Source organism: Kribbella sp. NBC_00359 (assembly GCF_036097425.1).
GTDB lineage: Bacteria > Actinomycetota > Actinomycetes > Propionibacteriales > Kribbellaceae > Kribbella.
In genome coordinates, this window is sequence record NZ_CP107975.1 from 280,789 (window position 1) to 300,666 (window position 19,878).

Below are 19,878 nucleotides of genomic sequence, written 5' to 3' on the forward strand. Positions count from 1 at the left end.
TGCGGGGAGACCACCCCTGCGGCTGCCCGAATGACGTCATCACCAGCGCTCCGCGACGGCGGCGAGCAGTGCAGCCGCTGCGGGTCGACCTGGGACCGCGACGACCGGATCATCAACCGGCGCGGCGAGGATCCGCCGCGCGTCGGGCGGCGTGAGCACGCCTGACCCCACCAGCTCGGGGAGGGACTGTGGTGTAGGAAGCCGCACCCACGGGAGGTGACAGCCGCCGGACTCCCGGTTCAAGGGCCGAGCGAGGCGGCCGCGCGGCGGAGCGCGGCGGGCCTCGGGATCGGCTCGGGATCGAGCCAGAGAACGACGGTCTTACCGTCGTGGCCGTGGACCGCGAGAACCGCGGCGAGGTTGGGCCCAGACCGCCGTACAGGGGTCCACGGGATCGAGGCCGCCGACAGCCCCCGAGGAAGCCGTACGGCTGGCGCTGGTGCAACTGATGCGAACCCTCACATGGTTTATGCGCGGCGACGATGTCGCCGCGCTGCAGCAGCGACTCACCGACCTCGGGTACTTCAGCGGAGCGGTGGACGGAGTTTTCGGATACAAGACCGAGAGCGCTGTTCGAAGGTTCCAGCGGGCGAAAGGGCTCGTGGTCGACGGCGTCGCCGGCCCAGCGACGCAACAGGCACTCGCGACGCCGATACCCGAGCCGACGCCGAGCCCTCCCGCAGCGGGCGCGGCCAAGCGAGCCGTGTCGCTGCATCTAGGTCTGAACAGCGTGAGTCCGGCCGGCTACGGCGGCTGGTCTGGGCAGCTCCAGGGATGCGAGGCGGACGCGGACACGATGACCGCCATCGCCGAGGCCGAAGGCTTTGCGACCAATCAGCTGAAGTCGGCGACCGCGACAGCCGACAATGTCCTGACAGCCATCAGCCAGATCGCAGCCAGTCTCACCGCCGGGGACATGTTCCTGCTCACCTACGCCGGACACGGCTCACAAATGCCCAACGGTGACAGTGACCCCGAGACCGACTCGCAGGACGAGACCTGGTGTCTGTACGACCGGCAGCTACTCGATGACGAGATCTACGCGGCACTCGCCGCGTTCGCCGCGGGAGTCAACATCGTGCTGTTGTCCGACAGTTGTCACAGCGGCACGATCTATCGGATGGTGCCAGCCCAAACCTCGCCGCGCGAACTGGACACGGAGCGCAGCTATGCGCAGCTGAAGGAGTGCTACTACCTCGATCTGGCTTCCACGCGGCCGGGACCCGCCGACCCACCCTTCGCCGAGTTCCCTGTTCCCAGCCAGTTCGACGGCGCGGGCGCGGCCGCTCAGTTGGCGGTTGTCGGTACCGGAGGTAGCGGCATCACAACTCAGCTTCGCAGCGCGCCAGCGATCACCCTCAACCTGGGGAATGACGGCAACAGATCCGGTGACGGGAATGGGGCCGGTGGCCCCCAGACACGAGACATGCCGTTCGACACGATGACTCGGCTGTGGCCTGTACAGGCCCAGCAGTACAGCCAGATCCGACAAGCCGTGGCAAACCGATCCGAGGTCCAGGCAAACGGGCTGTCGATCTCCGGCTGCATGGACAACCAGCTGTCGCAGGAGACCAACGGACATGGCGTGTTCACCACGACCCTGAACCGGGTCTGGGCGAACAGAGGCTTCACCGCCTCCTACACCGCGTTCCACAAGGCAATCGTCGCCGAAATGGGACCAACCCAGACCCCCAACCTCGGGCTCTTTGGCGCGGCTCCAGACCAACTTGCCGCCGCGACACCGTTCAATCGCTGATTCAGCGGTTCCCGTCCCGGTATGCCTCGATAAGCTTGGAAATGCATGACCTGTCCTCCCCACCGCAACCACATACCCCGTCCACCAAGGTCGCCAGCGGCTTCCGTCGCGACCTTCTCAGGATGAGAATGGCGAGCAAGACGTCGTCGTGGGGGGAACCATGGACGCCGAGTCTGAGCGGACAGATGCAGATCGAACCAAGTCGCTCGGTCGCAGCTTCTCGCGCGGCCTGGGCAGCTTCATACGCGGGCTGAGCAACTTCGCGGCTGGCTTCCGACGCGGCACCTGGGATCGGCAGGCGGAGGAGTTGATCGACGCCGAGATCGGGGAGGTCAGCGAGCTCCGCTCCCTCGCGCAACTGGACAAGCAGCGGATCGACTCGCTGCTGAAGACCAAACGACAGCTTCTCCGCGACCAGGTCGCGGTAGAGCTGATCGCGAACCGGGTCACGGTGATCCTTTGCATCTCCGCCGTCGTCCTGCCTGCCGTGATCGTCGGACGTACGGCAGATTTCGACAACCCCGTCTGGCTCTACTTCGCCACTCTGAGCGGGCTCGCGCTCGTCGCGGGCTTGCCCCTCGCGGCTCTCGAGACGTTGACCGGCCGGGAGCGGGCCGGGGGGATCTGGGTGGCGCTGGTGTTCTCGACCTACATGGCGATCGCCATCTGGTACGTGGCGACCCCAGACCGCCGCGCTCCCGAGGACTCAGTCCTCGTCGCCGCCATCACTGCCTGGACCGGTCTGATCATCGTGCTGGTCGGACGGGTGTACCTCAGTGCCTGGAACCAAGCGGCGCTCACTAGGGTCTGGAGGGAGCGGCGCGTCGAGGCCGTCGTCGTCGTCGACTTGCTCGCCGTCGTTCAGATCCTCGAGCGCGAGGCCGACAGCGATCCGAGCACCCGCCGGCCCATGGAGTCGACGGGCAAGGCCCGAGCATTGCTGGCTGATGCAGCGCAGGCGGTGAACGACCATCTGCCCAGGCTGATCGACGGCCGCCGTGCGTTCACGGCCGACGCCGAGACAATCGCCCGCGAAGCGGCAGCCGCCCTCCTCGACCTGAGATCCGCAGTCACTCTCCCCGGCGGCCGCGTCCGCGACGACGACTTCGAACGGCTGAAGACAACCGTCGAGAAGTGGTCCGTCGGCAGCCTCCACGACCTACCAAGAACCGAACCATCTCCCGCCGAGTCCAAGGACTCCGAGCGTCGACGCCTCCGCCACATCGCGCGCACGCTCGCGCTGGGCGCTGTACCGCTTGTCCTCCTGGTTATCGTGACGCTCCTTCCATTCGAGCTCTCAGGAGCAGTCACCGAGGCCCTCACCCCGTTCGCCGTCACCTGGCTCCTGCTGTCCGTCGCCGCCGTCTTCGCCCCCGCCGAGGTCAAGCTGGACACCAAAACCCTCTTCAACCGCTGAGGGTTCATCAGGGACCTGCTTGCTGATCACGGGCCGGATCGACGAGAGGTGACCGCGTGATGTGGCTCGACCAGGATCCGAGTTGTCGGTCATGCGAGGCCCCCGCCGGCGGCGAGGACATCGAGCGAGCCTGGTGCTCGACACTGCCGGGTCACTGAGCACGGGTCCATCGACTGCGGCGGCTCGGGTGGTGTCGTTTCACGTGCGCGGCGCATCGGTGCACGATGCTGTGCACAAAGTTCACCGCTCACGAGGAGGCGACCAGTGGCTCAGAGAGTGGAGATCCTGCTCACGGACGATCTCGACGGCAGCGATCTCCCTGCCGGCAAGGGGGAGACCGTGACCTTTGCGCTCGATGGCAGCTCGTACGAGATCGACCTCCGCACCAAGAACGCCGCGGCGCTCCGCAAGGTCCTGGCGGTCTACATCGAAGCGGGGCGGCCGATCAGGAGTAGGCGGGGCAAGAAGACCACCCGCGCGACAATCGGCGCTGACGCGCGCACGGTGAAGGAGTGGGCCCGTGCCAACGGCTACGAGGTCAACGACCGGGGCCGAGTCCCGGCCGACATCAGGAAAGCCTTCGACGCGGCCAACTAGTCCGGCTCCCGCCTGACTCGATAGCCTGTCAGGAGTTAAGGTCACTCTTGCACCTTACATAAGGCAGCCTATCGGCCACTAAGTAGGACGGGTTGAACCAGATGAGAGAACTCGTCTCGCCCTGCCTTTCCGACGTTCCTGCAGGTCAACGCGCACATCGCTGTCAGTGGGTACGGTCCGGCGGGCTCGGTTCGATTGCACATCTGTGCAGGTCAACGCGTGTCGCTCTCATTTAATGAGAGAGTCTCGCGTAGATTTCGGAGCATGGAGGTATTCCCTGGGCGGATTCCCGCGTTCCTGAACGACGCTGTCGTTGGTCTGCTGCGGGCTGAGGATCGGGTGTTCGAGGCGATGCTGGATGGCTGGCGCGCCCAGCAGTTGGCTCGTGGCCTGACGACGGCGCACATCCTCGCCGCGTGTCGTCTGGTGACCCGCTTTCAGGAGCATTCGAACGAGTACCCGTGGACGTGGTCGCCGCACCACTTCGACGAGTACCATGGCGGATCGTCGCAGCGGCGAGCGTCAGCTCGCGTTGTCGACGCTGCGCGCCAACGCCGGGGCGGTCCGGGCATTCTGCTCGTACGTCACCGAATCCCGCTATGGCTGGGTGCCGTTCTGCGAGCAGACGTTCGCGGACGTGCCAGCGCAGGTGGTCTTCGACTGGAACGCTCCACGCCACTCGACCGACGATGCGGTTCCGCCCCGTCGTCGCAGCCTGACCAAGAAGGAGCTCCAGGCGTTCGTCGACGCCGCCGACGACATCGTCGATGAGGAGTTCGCCAGGGGCTCCAAGCGGTGGCTGCCGGCCCTGCGGGACTCGATCGCGTTCAAGATCGCCTACGCCTACGGGTTGCGGCGTCGTGAGCTGGCGATGTTGGAGTACGTCGACTTCGGCCCAAATCCGCACGTCCCGAGCTACGGGCGGTTCGGTGCTGTCCAAGTGCGCTGGGCGAAGGGCACCCGTGGCTCCGGGCCCCGGCGACGGACGGTGCTGACGGTGCCCGAATTCGACTGGGTGGTGCCGCTGCTGGAGTTCTGGCTCTCACCCGACGGACGGGAGCGCTTCCCCACCGCCGATCGATCCGCGCTCCTGTGGCCGTCTGAGCGCGCCGACGGATCGGGTCTGCGGAACTTCGACCGGGCGTTCCAGCGGATCCGGCGCCGTGCCGAACTCCCGGAGGAGCTCACCCTGCATGCGCTGAGGCACTCCTACGTTACGCACCTGATCGAGGCCGGCTACGACCCGCTGTTCGTCCAGCAGCAGGTCGGCCACGGCTACTCCTCCACGACGGCGCTCTACACGTCGGTGTCATCGGACTTCAAGCAGAAGACCGTACAGCGGATGATCGCCCGACGGCTCCGGAGTGGCGACACAAGTGATCGGAGCGGCTCATGAGTGAGCAGCGCCGAATCGGCTACAAGTGGAACCTGCGCCAGCTCATGGCGCAACGCAACCTGTGGAAGACCACCGAGCTGATCCCGCTGCTGAAGTCGCGTGGGATCAATCTCTCAAACGCCCAGGTCCACCGGCTGGTGACGTCCACCCCTGAACGCATCCCCGCCCGGACGTTTGCCGCGTTGTGCGACATCCTCGACTGCACCCCGAACGATCTGTTTGAGCCGTACGTCGAGATGCGGGCGGCAAAGACCGCGGACGCGCCGCGGCGGCCCGAGGACATCGGAGTCAAGCCCGGTGAACCGATCGCGCGCCGGGTGCGTCTGATCTCTCCAGACGAGGATGGCTAGACCACGCAAGCCCAGCGACCCAGACGCGTGGCCGGTTCCTTGCGGGCGTTGTGGCGGGCATTACCAGATCGTCGCGAACTGGCCCGACGCCGGAATCTGTGGCTATTGCTACCAACAGGCGAAGCGCACTCGCGGCACCTGCTCCTGCGGCCATGCCGGAGTGCTCCCCGGCCGAATCGACGGCCGGCTAGCGTGTCGACGATGCGCCGGCGTCAAGCTGAACATCGACTGCACGGTCTGTGGCGCCGAAGACGAACTCTACCGGGGTAACCGCTGCCAGAGATGCGAACTCGCCGCGCTGGTCGACCAGCTGCTCACCAACCCCGAAACCGGCGTGTTGGCAGCAGAATTGGTCCCGGTCGCCGCAGCCTTGAAGTCGATGCGCCGATCCAACAGCGGCCTGACCTGGATCCGGCAATGTCACGTCACCGCCTTCCTGAAGCAACTCGCGGCGACTCCGAAGATCACCCACGAGTCACTCGACGAGCTCCCCAGGTCGCGGACACGCGACTACGTCCGCGGGCTCCTGGTCGAGCACGGCGCGCTCCACGGCCGGGACGAAGTAAAGGCCCGCTACCAGCAGTGGGCCGACGAAGCCCTCGAGCGGGTCACGGACCCGCAGCTGCGGGACGTCATCGAGCGCGCTACATCCGTTGGCACCACCTGCGCCGGATGAACCAGACCGAGCAGGTTCAGCCTGGAACCTTCTTTCGCAGCAAACAAGCCGTCACCGTCGCCACCGACCTCCTCAACTGGCTTATTGCGGGGCATCGACCTTGGTGAGCTGCAACAAGCTCATCTCGACCGGTGGATCGCCGCAGGCCCCAGCACCCGCCTGGTCGCCGACCGATTCCTGCGGTGGGCAGTCAAGAGTCGGCTCGTCGCACCCGACCTCACCCTGCCCAGGCACCGCCGAGGCACCAGCGCAAGGCTCAGCGCCGCCGAACAGGATCAAGCGATACAGCAGGTACTTCACACCGACGAGTTGACACCACGCGATCGTGCCGCCGCGATCCTCGTCCTCGTCTTCGCCCAACAAATCGAGAAGGTTGTCCGCCTGACCTGGGACGACGTGACCGTCACCGACGAACTGGTAACCGTGCGACCCGCGGAGCTCGAGATCGCACTCCCGGACCCCCTCGACGCCCCCTGGCGCCAGCTCGCAGCCCGCCCTGGACACGACCAGACGGCCAGCCATCCCAACAGCAACTGGGTCTTCCGCGGCCACTCCCCTGGCAAGCACATTAACGCCATGAGCCTGCGTGAGCGGCTTCGGAAGGTCTTCGGCATCCGCGCCGCCCGGCTTGGGACCCTGGCGGAGCTCAGCAAGGTCGCCCCAGTCGCGATCATCGCGGAGACCCTGGGCTACCACCCAGCCACGATCGAGCGACACGCCGTCGACTCTGCGGCCACCTACGCCGAGTACATCGCGGCGATGAGCCAGGCAGGAGAACGCCTACCGGCGCCGACTGATGCTGGTTGTCGATCGGACAACGATCGATCTCCAGCCCGGACACGCCGATGAGCGCGGATGGCAGACCTGATCGTCGTCATGCACGACGGCCGGGTCGAAGCCCGCGCCTACCGCTAGCTAGAACCGGCTGCTGACCGGCAATGGGCACCGCTCGTGCGTTGGCAAGCTGCTTCGGAGCCAGCGGCAACATCTGCGGCCGTCGGAACGGCTCATGCTGCACCGCAGTGGGCATGTCAATCTCCGGTCAGTTTGGCCGTGCCCGGTCCGGACTGCGCCGTGTCCAGTCCGAACAAGTTTCGCTAGACGCCAAGCCGGAACGCGTCGCAGCGGCCAACCGGAATCAAGGCCCACCTGAGCATTACCTGCTCATGACTCAGATCCGGCGGCGGGCGACGATTGGTGGCTGTCATTTGGCAGTCACTTGGGGTCGGCATGGTGGCACCCGCCCACTACGTCATGCGTCAGAGCTCACTCATGAAAAGGGACCGTGGTGCACGACTCGTTCACGCGAAGAACGTACACAACTGCCTTAGTGGCGTTGGCCGCGAGTGCCGCGATGCTCGCGACGCTGGGCTCGGCGGCAGCATCGTCCGCACCCGACCATCAGGTGGTAGTTCTGGGGAAGAGTTCTGGTGCTGCTGTTCCGGGAAAGTATTTCGTCAAGCTCAAGAACAACCCATCGGTCAGTGAACACGGGGTGGCTGCGCGGGCCGGCTCTCTCGCGAGCGGACACTCCGGCAAGCTCGCACGCGTCATCGAGGGCGCCGTTCAAGGCTTCTCCGCAACCATGAGCGCCGAGCAAGCTCAGAAGCTGGCGGCTGAACCCGACGTGGGATACGTGCAACAGGAACGGACCTACCAGGCGCAGTCCGTGCAGCCGAATACGCCGTCTTGGGGAGTGGATCGCCTTGACCAGCGGACAGGCATCAACGCAAGTTACAACTCCATCCAGTCGGGCGGCGCGGGTGTCCATGCTTACGTGATCGACTCCGGGATCGCTTACGTGACCGACTCCGGGAGGCGCCGCTACGACGCCGACATCGACGGTCGCGTCGAGACGGGTTTCAACGCGCTCGACGGCAGCAGCAACAGCAACGATTGCAACGGCCACGGCACTTTTGTTGCCGGCACCTTGGGAGGCATTCAGTACGGCGTCGCGAAGAAGGTCTCACTCGTCCCGATCAAGGTCTTCGACTGCACTGGAACGGTTGATAGCGATGACCCGATCATCGCCGGAATCAACTGGGTGATCGCCCACGCGGTGAAACCGGCAGTCATCAACCTGAGTGTCGGATCAATATGCAAGAATGGCGGGCTCCCGGCCCCCTGTCCCGCCGGCGAATCTCAAGGCATCATCGATGCGGAGAAGGCTGCAATTGCCGCCGGTATCTCCGTGGTGACCAGCGCGGGGAACGAGAACACCGACTCCTGTTTCAACCCCGTCGGGTCTGCCGGTGGCACGATCAATGTCGGCGCCACCGCGTTGAATGTCGATGACACTGTCTCCGACAGCCGATGGGCTGTCGATGCTCACACCGGCTCCAACTGGGGTGGCTGCGTGGACATCTTCGCCCCCGGCAGCAACATCGTCTCCATCGGAGGCATCGGGCACTCCGACCCGAATGATCCGGGAAAGGTCGATCCTAACCCTATGACTCAGTCGGGCACGTCGGTGGCCGCGCCGCATGTCGCCGGTGCGGTCGCGCTGCTGCTGGGCACGCCGAAGTTCGCGACCGCGACACCCGCACAGCTCGCCGCCGAACTGGACGCACAGTCAACCCGCGACATCATCGATGGCTTGCCCAGTGATGGGTTGACGCCGAACAAGCTGCTCTTCATCCGTCCCACTTCTCCACGAACGGGGACGACGGTGGCCTTGGTGCGCCAGGCGGGCGGTTCGCTGAGACTTTTCGGGACTAATGCCGACTCGTCGACTAACGGAACCGATCTGGGTGGACACATGTTCACCGCCGCGCAGGTAGATGCTCACAAGAGTCTCTGGGACATATTCTGGACTCAGTCCAAAGATCAAGGATTGTCCTCGGTGGCTGCTGGATCAGACGGGAGCGGGGGTGCCCTGGTGGGATTAACCGGCTTAACTGCTGGGGACGAGGTCTGGCACAGGCAACAGAAGAGCGAAAATTCCCCGACCTGGACCAAGCGGTCGCAGCTGACCGGCTCGCTGGCTTCCGTTGCTGAGGTCTCGAATGCGGACGGGCGGCTGATGTTGATCGGAGCCGATAAACACGGCGGACTCCACTACTATGACCAGCGTATCGCCGATGACGAAACCAGTTGGGATCCGGTGAGAACCATCAGCTTTTCCGGCGATGCGCAAAATGTCACCGCGGTACTCGACGCAGGGGGTCGGATCAATGTCTTCATCGTCGACACACACGGCGTGATCTGGTACATGAAGCAAATCGACGAAAACCTCCACAACTGGACGACGCCTGTACAGCTTGCCGATTCAGATCATCGCTTGATGAACGAAATCTCGGTTGCCCGTGACGGCAATGACAAGCTCGAGCTTTTCGGGACTGCCGGAGATGGCCATGTGTGGGCGCGTGTCGAGAACGTCGCTGGCTCGAATGGTGACTTCGGTCCCTGGGCAGAGCAGTTGCTCCCTTCCAAGGTCCTCTTCCACCTTTCGGCGGCCGCGAATATCGACAATGTCATGATGGTCGTCGGCGTTGACCCCGAGGGTGGCGTTTGGCAATCTGTCCAGATCCCCGGCACAATCCTCTTCTCATCGTGGACAAGGATTCGAGCTCTCGAACTACGCCCTTAGGGGAATGATCGGTGCAGGCCTGTTTACACTCTCAAGTGCGACTTGGCCTCAGAACCCCGCTGCCTGCATCTTGACTGTTTCGATCGCGCCCCGAGAGAGCCTGTGGGTAGAGGTGTCACTGAGACAGCGTCCGTGACTCTGGCTAGCTCGCGTGCGCGCTCGGCTGGGCACACCAGCCGAGCGTGCGTGGGCCGGATGTTCGTATCGCGGAGGTCATCGGGATCGGTGATGTGGCGCGGGCCGCCGACGAAGACACGGCACGCACCGCGATCGGGCCTGGTGATGCGGAGTCGGTGGTCGCCGGGCTTGTCGCGGGGTTGGACACCCAGCTGGGCAAGAAGTTCACCGACGGCGTCAGTTCGAAGAGCGCGGATTCGAGCGGATTCGCTTCCTCTTATCGGAGTTCCAGCCGGCGCTACGTGTGGCCTTAGACAGCGAGCCACCTAACCGGATCAGCGTCCGGGCTCACGGCCAACCCCGTGACCATTGTGCGAGGATTGCTGGCCCAGGTCGAGGAACTTACTGGCACGACCCTGCGGTTCGAGATGCGGACCTGACTCGAATCGACCGCCCACGCCGCCGTCCTGTCGCCTCCCGCTTCCCTACTCGACGCGGTGCAACACGTCGCGGTAGCAGTTTAGGACTTGTCGCGCCAGATGTCATCGGCGAGCGATCCAACGGTGGCATCGACGGCATCATCCGCGCCTCGCTGGGCTTTCAATCTGGATGTTTCTGAACGCACGGAGGCGAGACTCCAGCGTTGAGCAGGCGAACTGTTATTTGCGAGGCCGTACCCCCGCAGTAGCTCGGCGCTTTCGGGGTCGCCGGCCTTCTCGCGGAGCTCGGCCAGGGCGGTGACTGCAAAGAGCTCGCCACGGTCGGCCGCATCGCGGCAGAGCTGTTCGGCGCCGTCGGGGTCGTCGGCCTTCTCCCGGAGCTCGGCCAGGGCGATGAACGCGAGGCTGCCGCGATCGGCCGCATCGCGTCGGAGCTGTTCGGCGCCGTCGAGGTCGTCGGCCTTCTCCCGGAGCTCGGCCAGGGCGATGAGCGCAAACACGTTGCCGTGGTCGGCGGCATCGCGGCAGAGCTGTTCGGCGCCTGCGAGGTCGCCGGCCTTCTCCCGCCTCTCGGCCAGGATGGTGAGCGCAGAGGGGTCGTGGTCGGCGGCTTGGCGGTAGAGCTGTTCGGCGCCTTCGAGGTCGCCGGCATTCTCCCGCAATCTGGCCACGGAGGTGAGCGCAGAGGGCCAGTCGCGGTCGGCCGCCTGGCGGTAGATCTGTTCGGCGCCTTCGAGGTCGCCAGCCACCTCCCTCCGTTCGGCCAGGGCGATGAGCGCAAACAGGTCGCCTTGGTCAGCGGCTTGGCGGTAGAGCTGTTCGGCGCCTTCGAGGTCGCCTGCCTCCTCCCGGAGTCTGGCCAGAGGGGTGAGCGCAAACAGGTTGCCGCGGTCGGCGCCTTGGCGGTAGAGCTGTTCGGCGCCTTCGAGGTCGCCTGCCCGCTCCCGGAACCCGGCCTTGGGCGCGCGACAAGACCCGGTCTGATCAGCACTTTCTTGCGCTGGTGGTGCTGTTGAAGGCGTTCGGCCGGTTGGGGTATTTCCCGGATCTGTTCGAGGTCCCGATCGCGGTGGTCGAGCACGTCCGCGGGGTACTGGAGCTGAAGCCGGAGCTGGAACCGGGTCATGATTCCGATCGCACGTTGCGCCATCACAAGGGCCTGATCCGGGTCCGGTTGGGAATCGTTGCTGAGCCTGAACGGGCGCGGTCGGTGGCCGAGGCGGTGATCCGGGCGGCGACGGCGACGAAGGACAATCCGGCTGACTTGATCAATGTCGCGTTGGAAGAACTGGTCCGGGCTCGGCTGGAGCTGCCCGGCTACTCCACGCTGGATGAGATGGCTGCTGAGATCCGGGCGGAGGTCAACGCTGTGGTGTTCGCGTCGATCACGGCGCGGATGAGTGGCCCTGACGCCTCGGGGCTGGACGCGATGCTGGCGGTGGATCCGGTCCGGCGGCGCAGCGACTTCGACCGGGTGAAGACGGTGGCGGGCGCGGCGACCGTCGGCAAGCTCAAGGACCACGTCGAGCATCTGAGGTGGCTGGATGCTGTCGGTCCGACCGAGGTGTGGCTGGCCGATGTGCCGCCGGCGAAGGTGGCCCATTTCGCGGGCGAGGCGCGGGTGACCGATGCCGCCGATCTGGCCAAGTACGGGCTGGCCAGGCGCCAGGCGTTGATCGCGTGCCTGGTCCACACCGCGAGGGTGCGGACCCGCGACGACATTGCCACCATGTTCTGCAAGCGGCTCGCGGCGATCCACAAGAACGCCCGTGAGCGTCTCGAGGTGCTGCAGGCGGCGAACCGGGCCGAGTCCGAGCGGCTGCTGGAGACTTTCGGTGAGGTCCTCGCCTTGGTCCGTGAAGCCTTGGACGTGTCTGTGTCCGGTGACGAGGAACCCGGCACGGCGGCTGCGATGGCTGACGCGGTGTATGCGCGGACCGGGCGTCTGGTGCTGGCTGCGTTGGAGCAGGCCGGCGGGGTGGGTGCGCTGTCGACCGCGCACGAGGAGGTCACCGCGCACCACGGCAACAACTATCTGCCGTTCGTGGAGAAATTCTACCGGGGCAGCCGCCCTGCACTGTTCCAGGTCCTGGAGGTGCTGGACTTCCAGCCGGCCAGCGCCGACAAGACCGTGGCGGCCGCGGTGGCTTTCCTGCGCGCTCACCGGGGCCGGACCGGTGAACACTTGCCCACCCGGGTCGGGGACACCGAGGTTGATCTGTTGTTTGCTTCGGAGAAATGGCGCCGGATCATCTTTGATGCCCGGCATCCTGGCCGGATGGTGCGCCGGCATTTGGAGGCGTGCGTGTTCTCGTATCTGGCCTCTGAGCTGCGTAGTGGTGACATGGCGGTGGCGGGGTCGGAGTCGTATGCCAATCTCGGCGACGAACTGCTATCCGCGGAGGAGTGCGAGCCGCTGGTTGCGGCGTACTGCGCTGAGGCGGGACTGCCCGCTGATGCCGCCGGCGCGGTGGCCGAACTGAGACCTTGCTGGTGATGGCCGGGGTAGTTCAGCGTGTCGCGACCAAGGGCGTGGGGCCCTCGGGTTGAAGATCACGTTCGACCAAGAACAAACCTTCGCCAAGGACCCCACGTGATCACCTATCGTGCCACCCTCGACGTGCCCGCCGAAACCGCCCTGAGCCTGGCGGTGTGGCTGGGCGAGCATCGCCGCAGCCTGGGCACCCGGAAGAGCCGGCGTGCGGCCAGCTGCTACCGCCAGGCGGTGCTGGTGTTGCGCTGGTTCCGCGACGACACCAGCCTGACTGAACGGCCCAGTCGAGCCGCCACCAACACTCACAGTGTTCTCGTTCGTGCGGCTCTGCCAAGTGCTGTGTGAGTCGGCGAAACCAACCCTAAATGAGCGCGACACTGGGCGTCAGGATTGCTTCAGTCAGACATCAGGCAGTTCTGCAATCCTGCGCGTGTAGTGATAGCGGGGAGGACCATGTAATGCGAATAGTGACGGGCGGCCTGGGCTCCAACGATGCCTGGGCCCGTTCCGCCGCCGCGACGTCGTCGGGGGCAGCCGCGGTGCTGGCGTGCCCCGCAAGATCCACCGCAATGCGACGTCCCACGAGTGCGGCCTCACCACCTACCTGCAGCGGCGCGCGCCAGAGTTGGCATTGGTCGGTAGGCCCGAGCCGTCACCTTCCTGTCGGGTCTGTGCCACCCGGTTCCGGAGCGACTGCGGCGTTCGCATATGGAGGAGGCCTCGGGTCCTCGGTTGCGGTGTCGGTAGGCGCCTGGTGATGCCGTCGGTCGGAACCGTCTCCCTGCGTTCACGGACCGTTTCGCGTCGCGACGTCGAGTCGTGCACGGGACTCGCCGGGTACCGCAATATCCTGCACTACGACGAGGATCTGGCTGCAGCCAACCCCCTGAGTAACGACTTCGGTGCGACCGCACCGGGCAACATCGACAAGGAGGGGCTTGTCCCATGCGGACTTTCCCAAGCATCACCCATGTGGCAGTGACCGTGACGGATCTCGCCGTCAGCGTCCCGTGGTATTCGCAACTGTTCGCTGCCGAGGCGGTCCTCGACGAGGATACCGGGCCGTTCCGGCACGTAGTGTTCGTCCTCGACGGCGGCATGCTGTTCGGGCTGCACGCGTTCCCGGAGGGCGTTTCGGCCATCGGGTTCGACCCGCGCCGCCCCGGCTTGGACCACGTGGCGTTCACCTGTGTCGACCGGGCCGAGTTGGCCGGCTGGCAGGATCGGCTCGAAGAGCTGGGCATTAAGCACGGCGGGATCGTCGACGCCCACTACGGTTCGGGCCTGTCCTTCAAGGACCCAGATGGCGTAGCGCTGGAATTCTTCGCACCGCCGGCCTGAGCCCGTCGCTGACTAGCAAGCCCGCCCTGTTCTCCTGAGGAACAGGGCGGGCTTGTCCACCGGTCGGGATACAAGCGGCCCGTCACGTGGCGCTCCGGTGGTTGCTCTATCGACGGATGCGCCGGGCATGAACAACACCATCGCAGTAGGGGTGTCGGTAAGAGCGCTGTCACCAGCCGCCACATCAGCCCCGCTGATTGGCTGCCAGTTGGCGCGAACTGTGGCCTGTGCCGCTCCGGCGCGCTGTCGAGGTCATTTGTCGGGTTCGCCAACGAGTGAGGCGAGTACTTGGTCTTGGCCTGTGGTTCCGCAGCGGGGGCGCTGGAAGTGAGGATGCGCCGACCAGGGGGCGATGTAGTGGTAGTGGCATTTCTGCGATCGGTGCACGATCGGCAGCCGCTGCTGCCGCCGTCGTTCGCCTACGGCTGCAAAGTCGGCTCCGGCGCCGTGATCCTCGCTGGCGTCAATATCGGCGAACACGCACTCGTCGGCGCCGGATCGGTCGTGACCAAGGACGTCCAGGCCCGCACCATCGTCTACGGCGTACCGGCCACCAAGCACGGAGAGGTGACCCTGTGAACAGCGCCGCGACGTGGCTGGATCCGCTGCGGACCAGCGTCAGCGAAGCCGACGACACGTCCTGGCAGGATCTGCACCGACTGGGCGACGCCCTCAACGCCCTGTGCGCGGCCGCGCCACCACCGGCCGACGCTGCCGCGTGGTCGCGGTGGCTGCTGCATCTGCGCCGGGAGCTGGCCGCCGATGGGCACCATGCCCCAGTCGCCCGGGGTGGTTCGGTCTGGCAGACCCTGGCACAGTTCACCGCCGGATTCCACGACTTGGACCTGCGCGACGCGACAGGGACAGGCCACGGAGCGATGATCCTCACCGACGGCACCATCGGCGACGGGATCCACCGGCACCTCACGCAGGCGCAGCACGCCCCACGACCAGCCTCCCAGCCCGAACGGTTCACCGCTGCGCTGCTGGCCGCCATCACCACCAGCCGCCTGGCCGCGGCCGATCACCCGCACGCCGATTTCGCCGCCCGGGTCGGCAAGGCTGCCGGGATCGATACCGCAGTCCGTGCGGTGGCTGACCTGGCGCCATTGATCGGAGCTGCCGGGTTCCAGCGGGCCCACCCGATCGCCAAAGCCCGCGCCGACCTGACCGGCCTGCTATACGCCGACGGCATCCACGACAGCCTCTACCGCTCCGCTCCGGCGGCGTCAGCCTCCTGGCCGCCCCGAGCGCCGACACCGGGCCGGCCCGGGACGACATCACAATCTCTGACCGCTACGACCCGGCGGCCTGACCAACCGACGACGGCGCGCACCCCAACGAGGAGAGCGCGCCGTCAAGGTGCCAAGGGTCAGAGCACGTGGAAGCCGTTCTCCAAGTCGAACACCGTGCCCTCGGCCCTGGCGCGCAGCGCGGCGATCACCCGCCGCGCCAGCAACGGCGACATCCGCTGCTCGACCTGCTCCTGGTCACACCATGCCCAGCTGGCCAGCTCGTCCGGCGGGAGTTGGATATCGGCCGTGCCCTGCTCGTACCCGAACCATTCGCCCAACTCCTGCGCGACCACATCGCCCACCGCCCCAACCTTCGAACCGCGTCAACCTGCTCGGCGCACGCAACCGAGCCATCGGCGAACTCGTACTCGCGGTTCCAACCTCACTCGTTGCCGACGCACTCGGCTACAGCGCCAAGGTCACCTTCTTACACGCCGACAAGCCGTCGAGCCATGGGCACGCTACGCCGCCCGGACCATCACGAGTTCTTGACCACCGGTGCAGGCGAGGCGGCGCGGTTGCCTGCTGGCCGTTGCGAGTACGTCCATCTCGCAACGGACACGGGCCGTCGCCGGCCCGCGTTGCTTCGGCGAATCTCCTATGGCCGCAGGGTGAGGCCGTCGATTTTGGTCCATCCGGTGTAGGTGTTGGTGCCGGGGTTTTGGGTGGTCTGCCAGGTGTCTCCGTGGTTGTCCACGCCGACCACGACCAGGAGGTTGTTCTTGTTCAGGGCCGCGGACAGATGGAAAGCAGCTTTGGGAGCCAGCTGGGTCCAGGAACCGAAGTGGCCGTCCGAGCTGGGAGTGTTCTCGACCCGGACCCACACGTCTCCCGTCGCCCTCGGTGCCGAACAGTTCGAGCTTGCCGTCGCCGTCGCGGGCGACGGTGATTTCGTTCAACAGCGTTTGGCTGGTGTCCGCGAGGAGTGTGGGCGTGGTCCAGGTGTCGGGGGCGGTCTGTCGGAAGTACCAGATCACGCCGTGAGTATCGGCGACGAAGACGTTGATCCGGCCGAGGGAGTCGATTTCCGCGGTGACGTTTTGTGCGTCACCGTTAAAGCTGATGGTTTGGCTGGCTGCCAGCTGGTGTCGTTGCCGGCGATGGCCTGGCTGTAGGAGTGGAGCGCGCCGTGTTTGTCGGCTCCGATCAGCATCAGTCGGCCATCGGCATGCGGGGCCAAGGCAGCGGTCGTCAGTGTTCCGTCGAGTACAGACCACCCCAGCCATCTCGGGGAGTTCAGCACCGCTTGCTGGCGATGGTAGACGTCGTCTTGGGCGGTCAGGCCGACCAGTTCGATCTTGAGGCCCCCGTCTGCGCGGCCCGTCACCGACGCGTAGCCCTCGCCGCGGGACTGGGTCCATTCCGTGGGCCAGGTAAGGCCCGGGGTGTCGGCTTGGGTGCCGGTGAACATGTGCCCGCCCAGATCGGTGCTGGTGGTTGAGTTGTCGGCGTTGGTTCCGAAGATCGACAGTGTCCCGTTCTGGTTTCGTGCCAGCGCGATGGTGGACCCGGTCCGGGGGGAGGTGGGCCGGGCGAACAGCAACTTGTTGGCGACAGCTCGTCGGGGAGGCCCTGGATGATGCCGCGAGTCGACTGCGCGTCCAGCTCGGCAGCGATCTCAGCCGGTGACGCGAACGCGAACTTCGGCGTCCCCAGCAACAGCGCGACCGCGCCGACGAAATACGACGCCGCCATCGACGTGCCACTCGCGGGCATGGGGTCAGGATCGATCTTCTTCGGATCTAAGTGGTGCCCGATTCCGCCGATCGAGATGACGTTGGCGCCGGGGGCGAAGATGTCCACGCAGCCGCCCCAGTTGGAGCCGTTCTGATCACCGGCAGTCCACATGGTGTCGGTGACGTCGGTGGCGCCGACGTTGATGGTGCCGCCCGCGGAGCCGACCGGGTTGAAACAGGCGTTGGTGTTGGCGTTTCCCGCACTGGTCACCACGGTGATGCCGGCAGCGATTGCGGCCTTCTCGGCGTCGATGATGCCCTGCGATTCCCCAGCGGGGGAGGGCGCAGGTTCCCCGGTGACGGGATCCGTGCACTTCGATGCGATGCTTATGTAGATGACGGCCGGTTTCTTCGCGTGCCCGATGACCCAGTTGAATACGGCAGCCGGACTTCGTGATGTTGGGCGTGGCGACGGGACATGGAGCGGCCACCGCGTCATCATGCCGGGTTTGTGTGCAACACAGCTGATATGGCGGTGGCCGCGGGCCACAGCATAGACCTGGATCGTTGGCGGGCGGAGTTCGACGGATTGATGGCGCGGATTGCGCCTCGATTCGCGCGGGTGGAGCCGCGGCAGTTGGCGCGGGATGCCGTTGCCGGATTGATGTCGGGGTTGGCGGTGAAGAACTGCCGGACGCTGGCCGAGCACCCGGGCCATGACTCGCCTGATGGCCTGCAGCGCCTGCTGCGCAAGGCGACGTCGGACACCGACGGCGTACGCGATGACCTGCGCCGGTTTGTCCTGGAACGGCTTGGCGCCACCGATGCTGTGCTCGTCGTGGACGAGACCGGGGATGTGAAGAAGGGCGGCCACACGGTCGGTGCGCAGCGCCAATACACCGGTACGGCCGGGCGGATCGAGAACGCCCAGGTCGCGGTCTATCTGACCTACGCCAGCGCCGGCGGGCACGCACTGATCGATCGGGAGCTGTATCTGCCGCAGGTCTGGGCCGACGACACCGAGCGGCGCGAACAGACCGGTGTCCCGGCCGAGGTGAAGTTCGCGACCAAACCAGCGCTGGCCACCGAGATGATCATCCGCGCCCTGGACGCTGGCGTGACCGCACCCTGGGTCGCCGGTGATGAGGTCTACGGGGCCAACCCGAATCTGCGCCAAGCTCTTGAAGATCGCGGCATCGGGTACGTGCTGGCAGTCGCCTGCAGTCACCCGGTTCGCACCGGTGTCGGCAAGGTCCGCGCCGACGAACTCGCCACGGGACTGCCCCGCAAGGCATGGCAGCAGATGTCGGCCGGTGAGGGCTCCAAGGGCCCGCGGTTCTACGCCTGGGCCTGGACCAGCATCGACCCCGACGACGACGCCCAGTCCTCACAGCAGCGGTGGCTGCTGGTCCGGCGCAACAACGCGACCGGGCAGCTCGCCTATTACCGCTGCTGGTCACCGGCACCGGCACCGCTGCGTGACCTGGTCCGCGTCGCCGGGCGCCGCTGGACGATCGAAGAGTCGTTCCAGGCGAGCAAGACCCTCACCGGGCTCGACCAGCACCAGGTCCGCCGCTGGACCAGCTGGCACCGCTGGACCATCCTCGCGATGCTCGCCTACACGCTCCTCGCCATCCTCGCCGCGACCGAACGAACCCAGAACCTCACCCTACAACGGACTTCTCTGATCGCGTTGACCTGCAACGAGATCCACCGCCTGTTCAACACACTCATCGCCGGACCGATCCGCGACATACGACACCGGCTGCACTGGTCGACCTGGAGACGCCGCCACCAACACCGCGCCCGAACCAGCCACTGCCACCGTCGCCAAACCCTCCAGCATGACGATCACGAAGTCCGGCTGCCGTATTGAAGCCGGCGATGATCGGGTCGTCGCTATCTATGGTGCCGTCGCAGCCGAAGACCTTGACCGGGACGAGCGAAACCTTTTTCGCGACGCCGTACTGAGTGCCCCCGACGACGCCGGCATTAAAGGTGCCGTGGCCATAGCAGTCATCGGTGTCGGTGTTGTCGTCGACCGCGTTGTAGCCCACCTCGACTCGGCCGTTGATGTCGGGGTGGTTGCGGATGCCGGAGTCGATGATGTAGGCGTGAACGCCGGCGCCGGCTGATCCGATGTAGTTGTAGGTGGCATTCATGCCTCTGCGCTGGTCGAGGCCCCACGATGGCGTGGGTACCTGCGAGCTCTGCGGTTGGTAGGTCTGTTCTTGTTGTACGTATTCCACGTCGGGTTCGGCGGCGAGTTTTGTGCCTGCTCGGGGCTCACCATCGCGGAGAAGCCTTGGACGGCGCCTTCGAGGACACGGGCCAGCTTCCCGGAGTGTCCGCTGGCGAGGGACCGAGAGCGCGCGGCGACCCCGTGGCGGCGGACCGAGGGGTTGTCTTTGAGTTTGACGAAGTACTTTCCCGGGACTGCAGCACCGGAGATCTTCCCGAGCACAACCGGATGCGGGGACGGGGCTGGCGATGCTGAGGCCGGACCCAACGTCGCGAGCACCACCACCGAGGCTGACAGCGCCACGGTCGCGGCAGTAGCGGAGATTCTTGAGACCAGGAATCCAGGCACCGTGGATCCCTTTCGGTGAGTCAGTACGAGTGCGTCCAGGGTCAGCCGGGATGTCCGAAGCCCTTGAGTAGCAGTCATCGCCGCATCGATCAAGCATCGTCGACGGGGTCTTGCATGTTCGTGAGTCGGGAATACTCACATCAG

Annotated in this window: 20 protein-coding genes and 3 pseudogenes; 15 read left to right on the plus strand and 8 right to left on the minus strand. The window is 65.9% G+C overall.

The features are described from left to right. Nucleotides 1-30: 30 nt before the first annotated feature. The 7 genes from OG876_RS01275 (at nt 31) to OG876_RS01305 (ending at nt 6,192) form a co-directional block, all read left to right on the plus strand. On the plus strand, nt 31-165 hold the full coding sequence (locus OG876_RS01275) for a hypothetical protein (RefSeq protein WP_328522869.1): 135 nt from the start codon (nt 31-33) through the stop codon (nt 163-165). Between the two features lie 304 nt (nt 166-469). Then, on the plus strand, nt 470-1,756 hold the full coding sequence (locus tag OG876_RS01280) for a peptidoglycan-binding protein (RefSeq protein WP_442914149.1): 1,287 nt from the start codon (nt 470-472) through the stop codon (nt 1,754-1,756). A 160-nt stretch (nt 1,757-1,916) separates the two neighbouring features. Then, entirely contained in the window at nt 1,917-3,173 is a 1,257-nt protein-coding gene (locus OG876_RS01285; protein ID WP_328522871.1) for a hypothetical protein, read from the plus strand. A 264-nt stretch (nt 3,174-3,437) separates the two neighbouring features. Then, on the plus strand, nt 3,438-3,770 hold the full coding sequence (locus tag OG876_RS01290) for a histone-like nucleoid-structuring protein Lsr2 (RefSeq protein ID WP_328522872.1): 333 nt from the start codon (nt 3,438-3,440) through the stop codon (nt 3,768-3,770). A gap of 496 nt (nt 3,771-4,266) precedes the next feature. Then, nucleotides 4,267-5,166 carry a tyrosine-type recombinase/integrase gene (locus OG876_RS01295; RefSeq protein ID WP_328522873.1) on the plus strand — a complete coding sequence of 300 codons (900 nt, stop codon included), beginning with the start codon at nt 4,267-4,269 and terminating at the stop codon, nt 5,164-5,166. Further along, complete coding sequence (locus OG876_RS01300) at nt 5,163-5,516, plus strand: helix-turn-helix domain-containing protein (RefSeq protein WP_328522874.1); 354 nt, start codon at nt 5,163-5,165, stop codon at nt 5,514-5,516. Before OG876_RS01295 ends, OG876_RS01300 begins: the two co-directional genes overlap by 4 nt. A 379-nt stretch (nt 5,517-5,895) precedes the next feature. After that, nucleotides 5,896-6,192, plus strand: a complete 297-nt coding sequence (locus OG876_RS01305) for a hypothetical protein (RefSeq protein WP_328522875.1) — start codon at nt 5,896-5,898, stop codon at nt 6,190-6,192. A gap of 81 nt (nt 6,193-6,273) precedes the next feature. On the opposite strand, the gene OG876_RS01310 is transcribed toward OG876_RS01305, so the two are convergent. Further along, complete coding sequence (locus OG876_RS01310) at nt 6,274-6,492, minus strand: hypothetical protein (RefSeq protein WP_328522876.1); 219 nt, start codon at nt 6,490-6,492, stop codon at nt 6,274-6,276. A gap of 9 nt (nt 6,493-6,501) precedes the next feature. Here OG876_RS01310 and OG876_RS01315 point away from each other — a divergent pair, with 9 nt between their 5' ends. From OG876_RS01315 to OG876_RS01325, 3 genes are all read left to right on the plus strand, one after another. Beyond that, the gene (locus tag OG876_RS01315; protein ID WP_328522877.1) at nt 6,502-7,041 is read left to right on the plus strand and encodes a hypothetical protein; all 540 of its coding nucleotides are present in this window, start codon (nt 6,502-6,504) and stop codon (nt 7,039-7,041) included. Between the two features lie 505 nt (nt 7,042-7,546). Beyond that, nucleotides 7,547-9,781, plus strand: coding sequence for a S8 family serine peptidase (locus tag OG876_RS01320; RefSeq protein WP_328522878.1), 2,235 nt, complete (start codon nt 7,547-7,549; stop codon nt 9,779-9,781). A gap of 182 nt (nt 9,782-9,963) precedes the next feature. Next, a complete protein-coding gene (locus OG876_RS01325; RefSeq protein WP_328522879.1) occupies nt 9,964-10,212 on the plus strand; it encodes a hypothetical protein in 249 nt (82 codons plus the stop codon). Nucleotides 10,213-10,418: 206 nt separating this feature from the next. Here OG876_RS01325 and OG876_RS01330 read toward each other — a convergent pair whose 3' ends face one another. Next, nucleotides 10,419-11,087 carry a tetratricopeptide repeat protein gene (locus tag OG876_RS01330; protein WP_328522880.1) on the minus strand — a complete coding sequence of 223 codons (669 nt, stop codon included), beginning with the start codon at nt 11,085-11,087 and terminating at the stop codon, nt 10,419-10,421. A gap of 185 nt (nt 11,088-11,272) precedes the next feature. On the opposite strand from OG876_RS01330, the gene OG876_RS01335 reads away from it, so the two are divergent. The 4 genes and pseudogenes from OG876_RS01335 to OG876_RS01350 all read left to right on the plus strand — a co-directional run. Beyond that, a complete protein-coding gene (locus tag OG876_RS01335; protein WP_442914150.1) occupies nt 11,273-12,835 on the plus strand; it encodes a DUF4158 domain-containing protein in 1,563 nt (520 codons plus the stop codon). Between the two features lie 96 nt (nt 12,836-12,931). Continuing rightward, nucleotides 12,932-13,177, plus strand: coding sequence for a hypothetical protein (locus OG876_RS43870; RefSeq protein WP_442914082.1), 246 nt, complete (start codon nt 12,932-12,934; stop codon nt 13,175-13,177). A 627-nt stretch (nt 13,178-13,804) separates the two neighbouring features. Further along, on the plus strand, nt 13,805-14,173 hold the full coding sequence (locus OG876_RS01345; protein WP_328522882.1) for a VOC family protein: 369 nt from the start codon (nt 13,805-13,807) through the stop codon (nt 14,171-14,173). 423 nt (nt 14,174-14,596) lie between these two features. Then, a pseudogene (locus OG876_RS01350) lies at nt 14,597-14,731 on the plus strand (N-acetyltransferase); the annotation flags it as partial. Here OG876_RS01350 and OG876_RS01355 read toward each other — a convergent pair. The 5 genes and pseudogenes from OG876_RS01355 to OG876_RS43875 form a co-directional block, all read right to left on the minus strand. Further along, nucleotides 14,710-15,315: a hypothetical protein gene (locus OG876_RS01355; protein ID WP_328522883.1), complete on the minus strand. Its 606-nt coding sequence runs from the start codon at nt 15,313-15,315 to the stop codon at nt 14,710-14,712. The pseudogene OG876_RS01350 and the gene OG876_RS01355 overlap by 22 nt on opposite strands. Before the next feature lie 230 nt (nt 15,316-15,545). After that, nucleotides 15,546-15,770: a hypothetical protein gene (locus tag OG876_RS01360; RefSeq protein ID WP_328522884.1), complete on the minus strand. Its 225-nt coding sequence runs from the start codon at nt 15,768-15,770 to the stop codon at nt 15,546-15,548. A 296-nt stretch (nt 15,771-16,066) separates the two neighbouring features. Next, entirely contained in the window at nt 16,067-16,294 is a 228-nt protein-coding gene (locus tag OG876_RS01365; RefSeq protein ID WP_328522885.1) for a hypothetical protein, read from the minus strand. 147 nt (nt 16,295-16,441) lie between these two features. Then, nucleotides 16,442-17,011, minus strand: a complete 570-nt coding sequence (locus OG876_RS01370; protein WP_328522886.1) for a hypothetical protein — start codon at nt 17,009-17,011, stop codon at nt 16,442-16,444. 125 nt (nt 17,012-17,136) lie between these two features. Continuing rightward, nucleotides 17,137-17,646: pseudogene (locus OG876_RS43875) on the minus strand (hypothetical protein); the annotation flags it as partial. 90 nt (nt 17,647-17,736) lie between these two features. Here OG876_RS43875 and OG876_RS01385 point away from each other — a divergent pair. After that, complete coding sequence (locus tag OG876_RS01385; RefSeq protein ID WP_328526842.1) at nt 17,737-19,020, plus strand: IS701 family transposase; 1,284 nt, start codon at nt 17,737-17,739, stop codon at nt 19,018-19,020. Nucleotides 19,021-19,120: 100 nt separating this feature from the next. On the opposite strand, the pseudogene OG876_RS43880 reads toward OG876_RS01385, so the two are convergent. Continuing rightward, nucleotides 19,121-19,831: pseudogene (locus tag OG876_RS43880) on the minus strand (hypothetical protein); the annotation flags it as partial. Between the last annotated feature and the right edge of the window lie 47 nt (nt 19,832-19,878).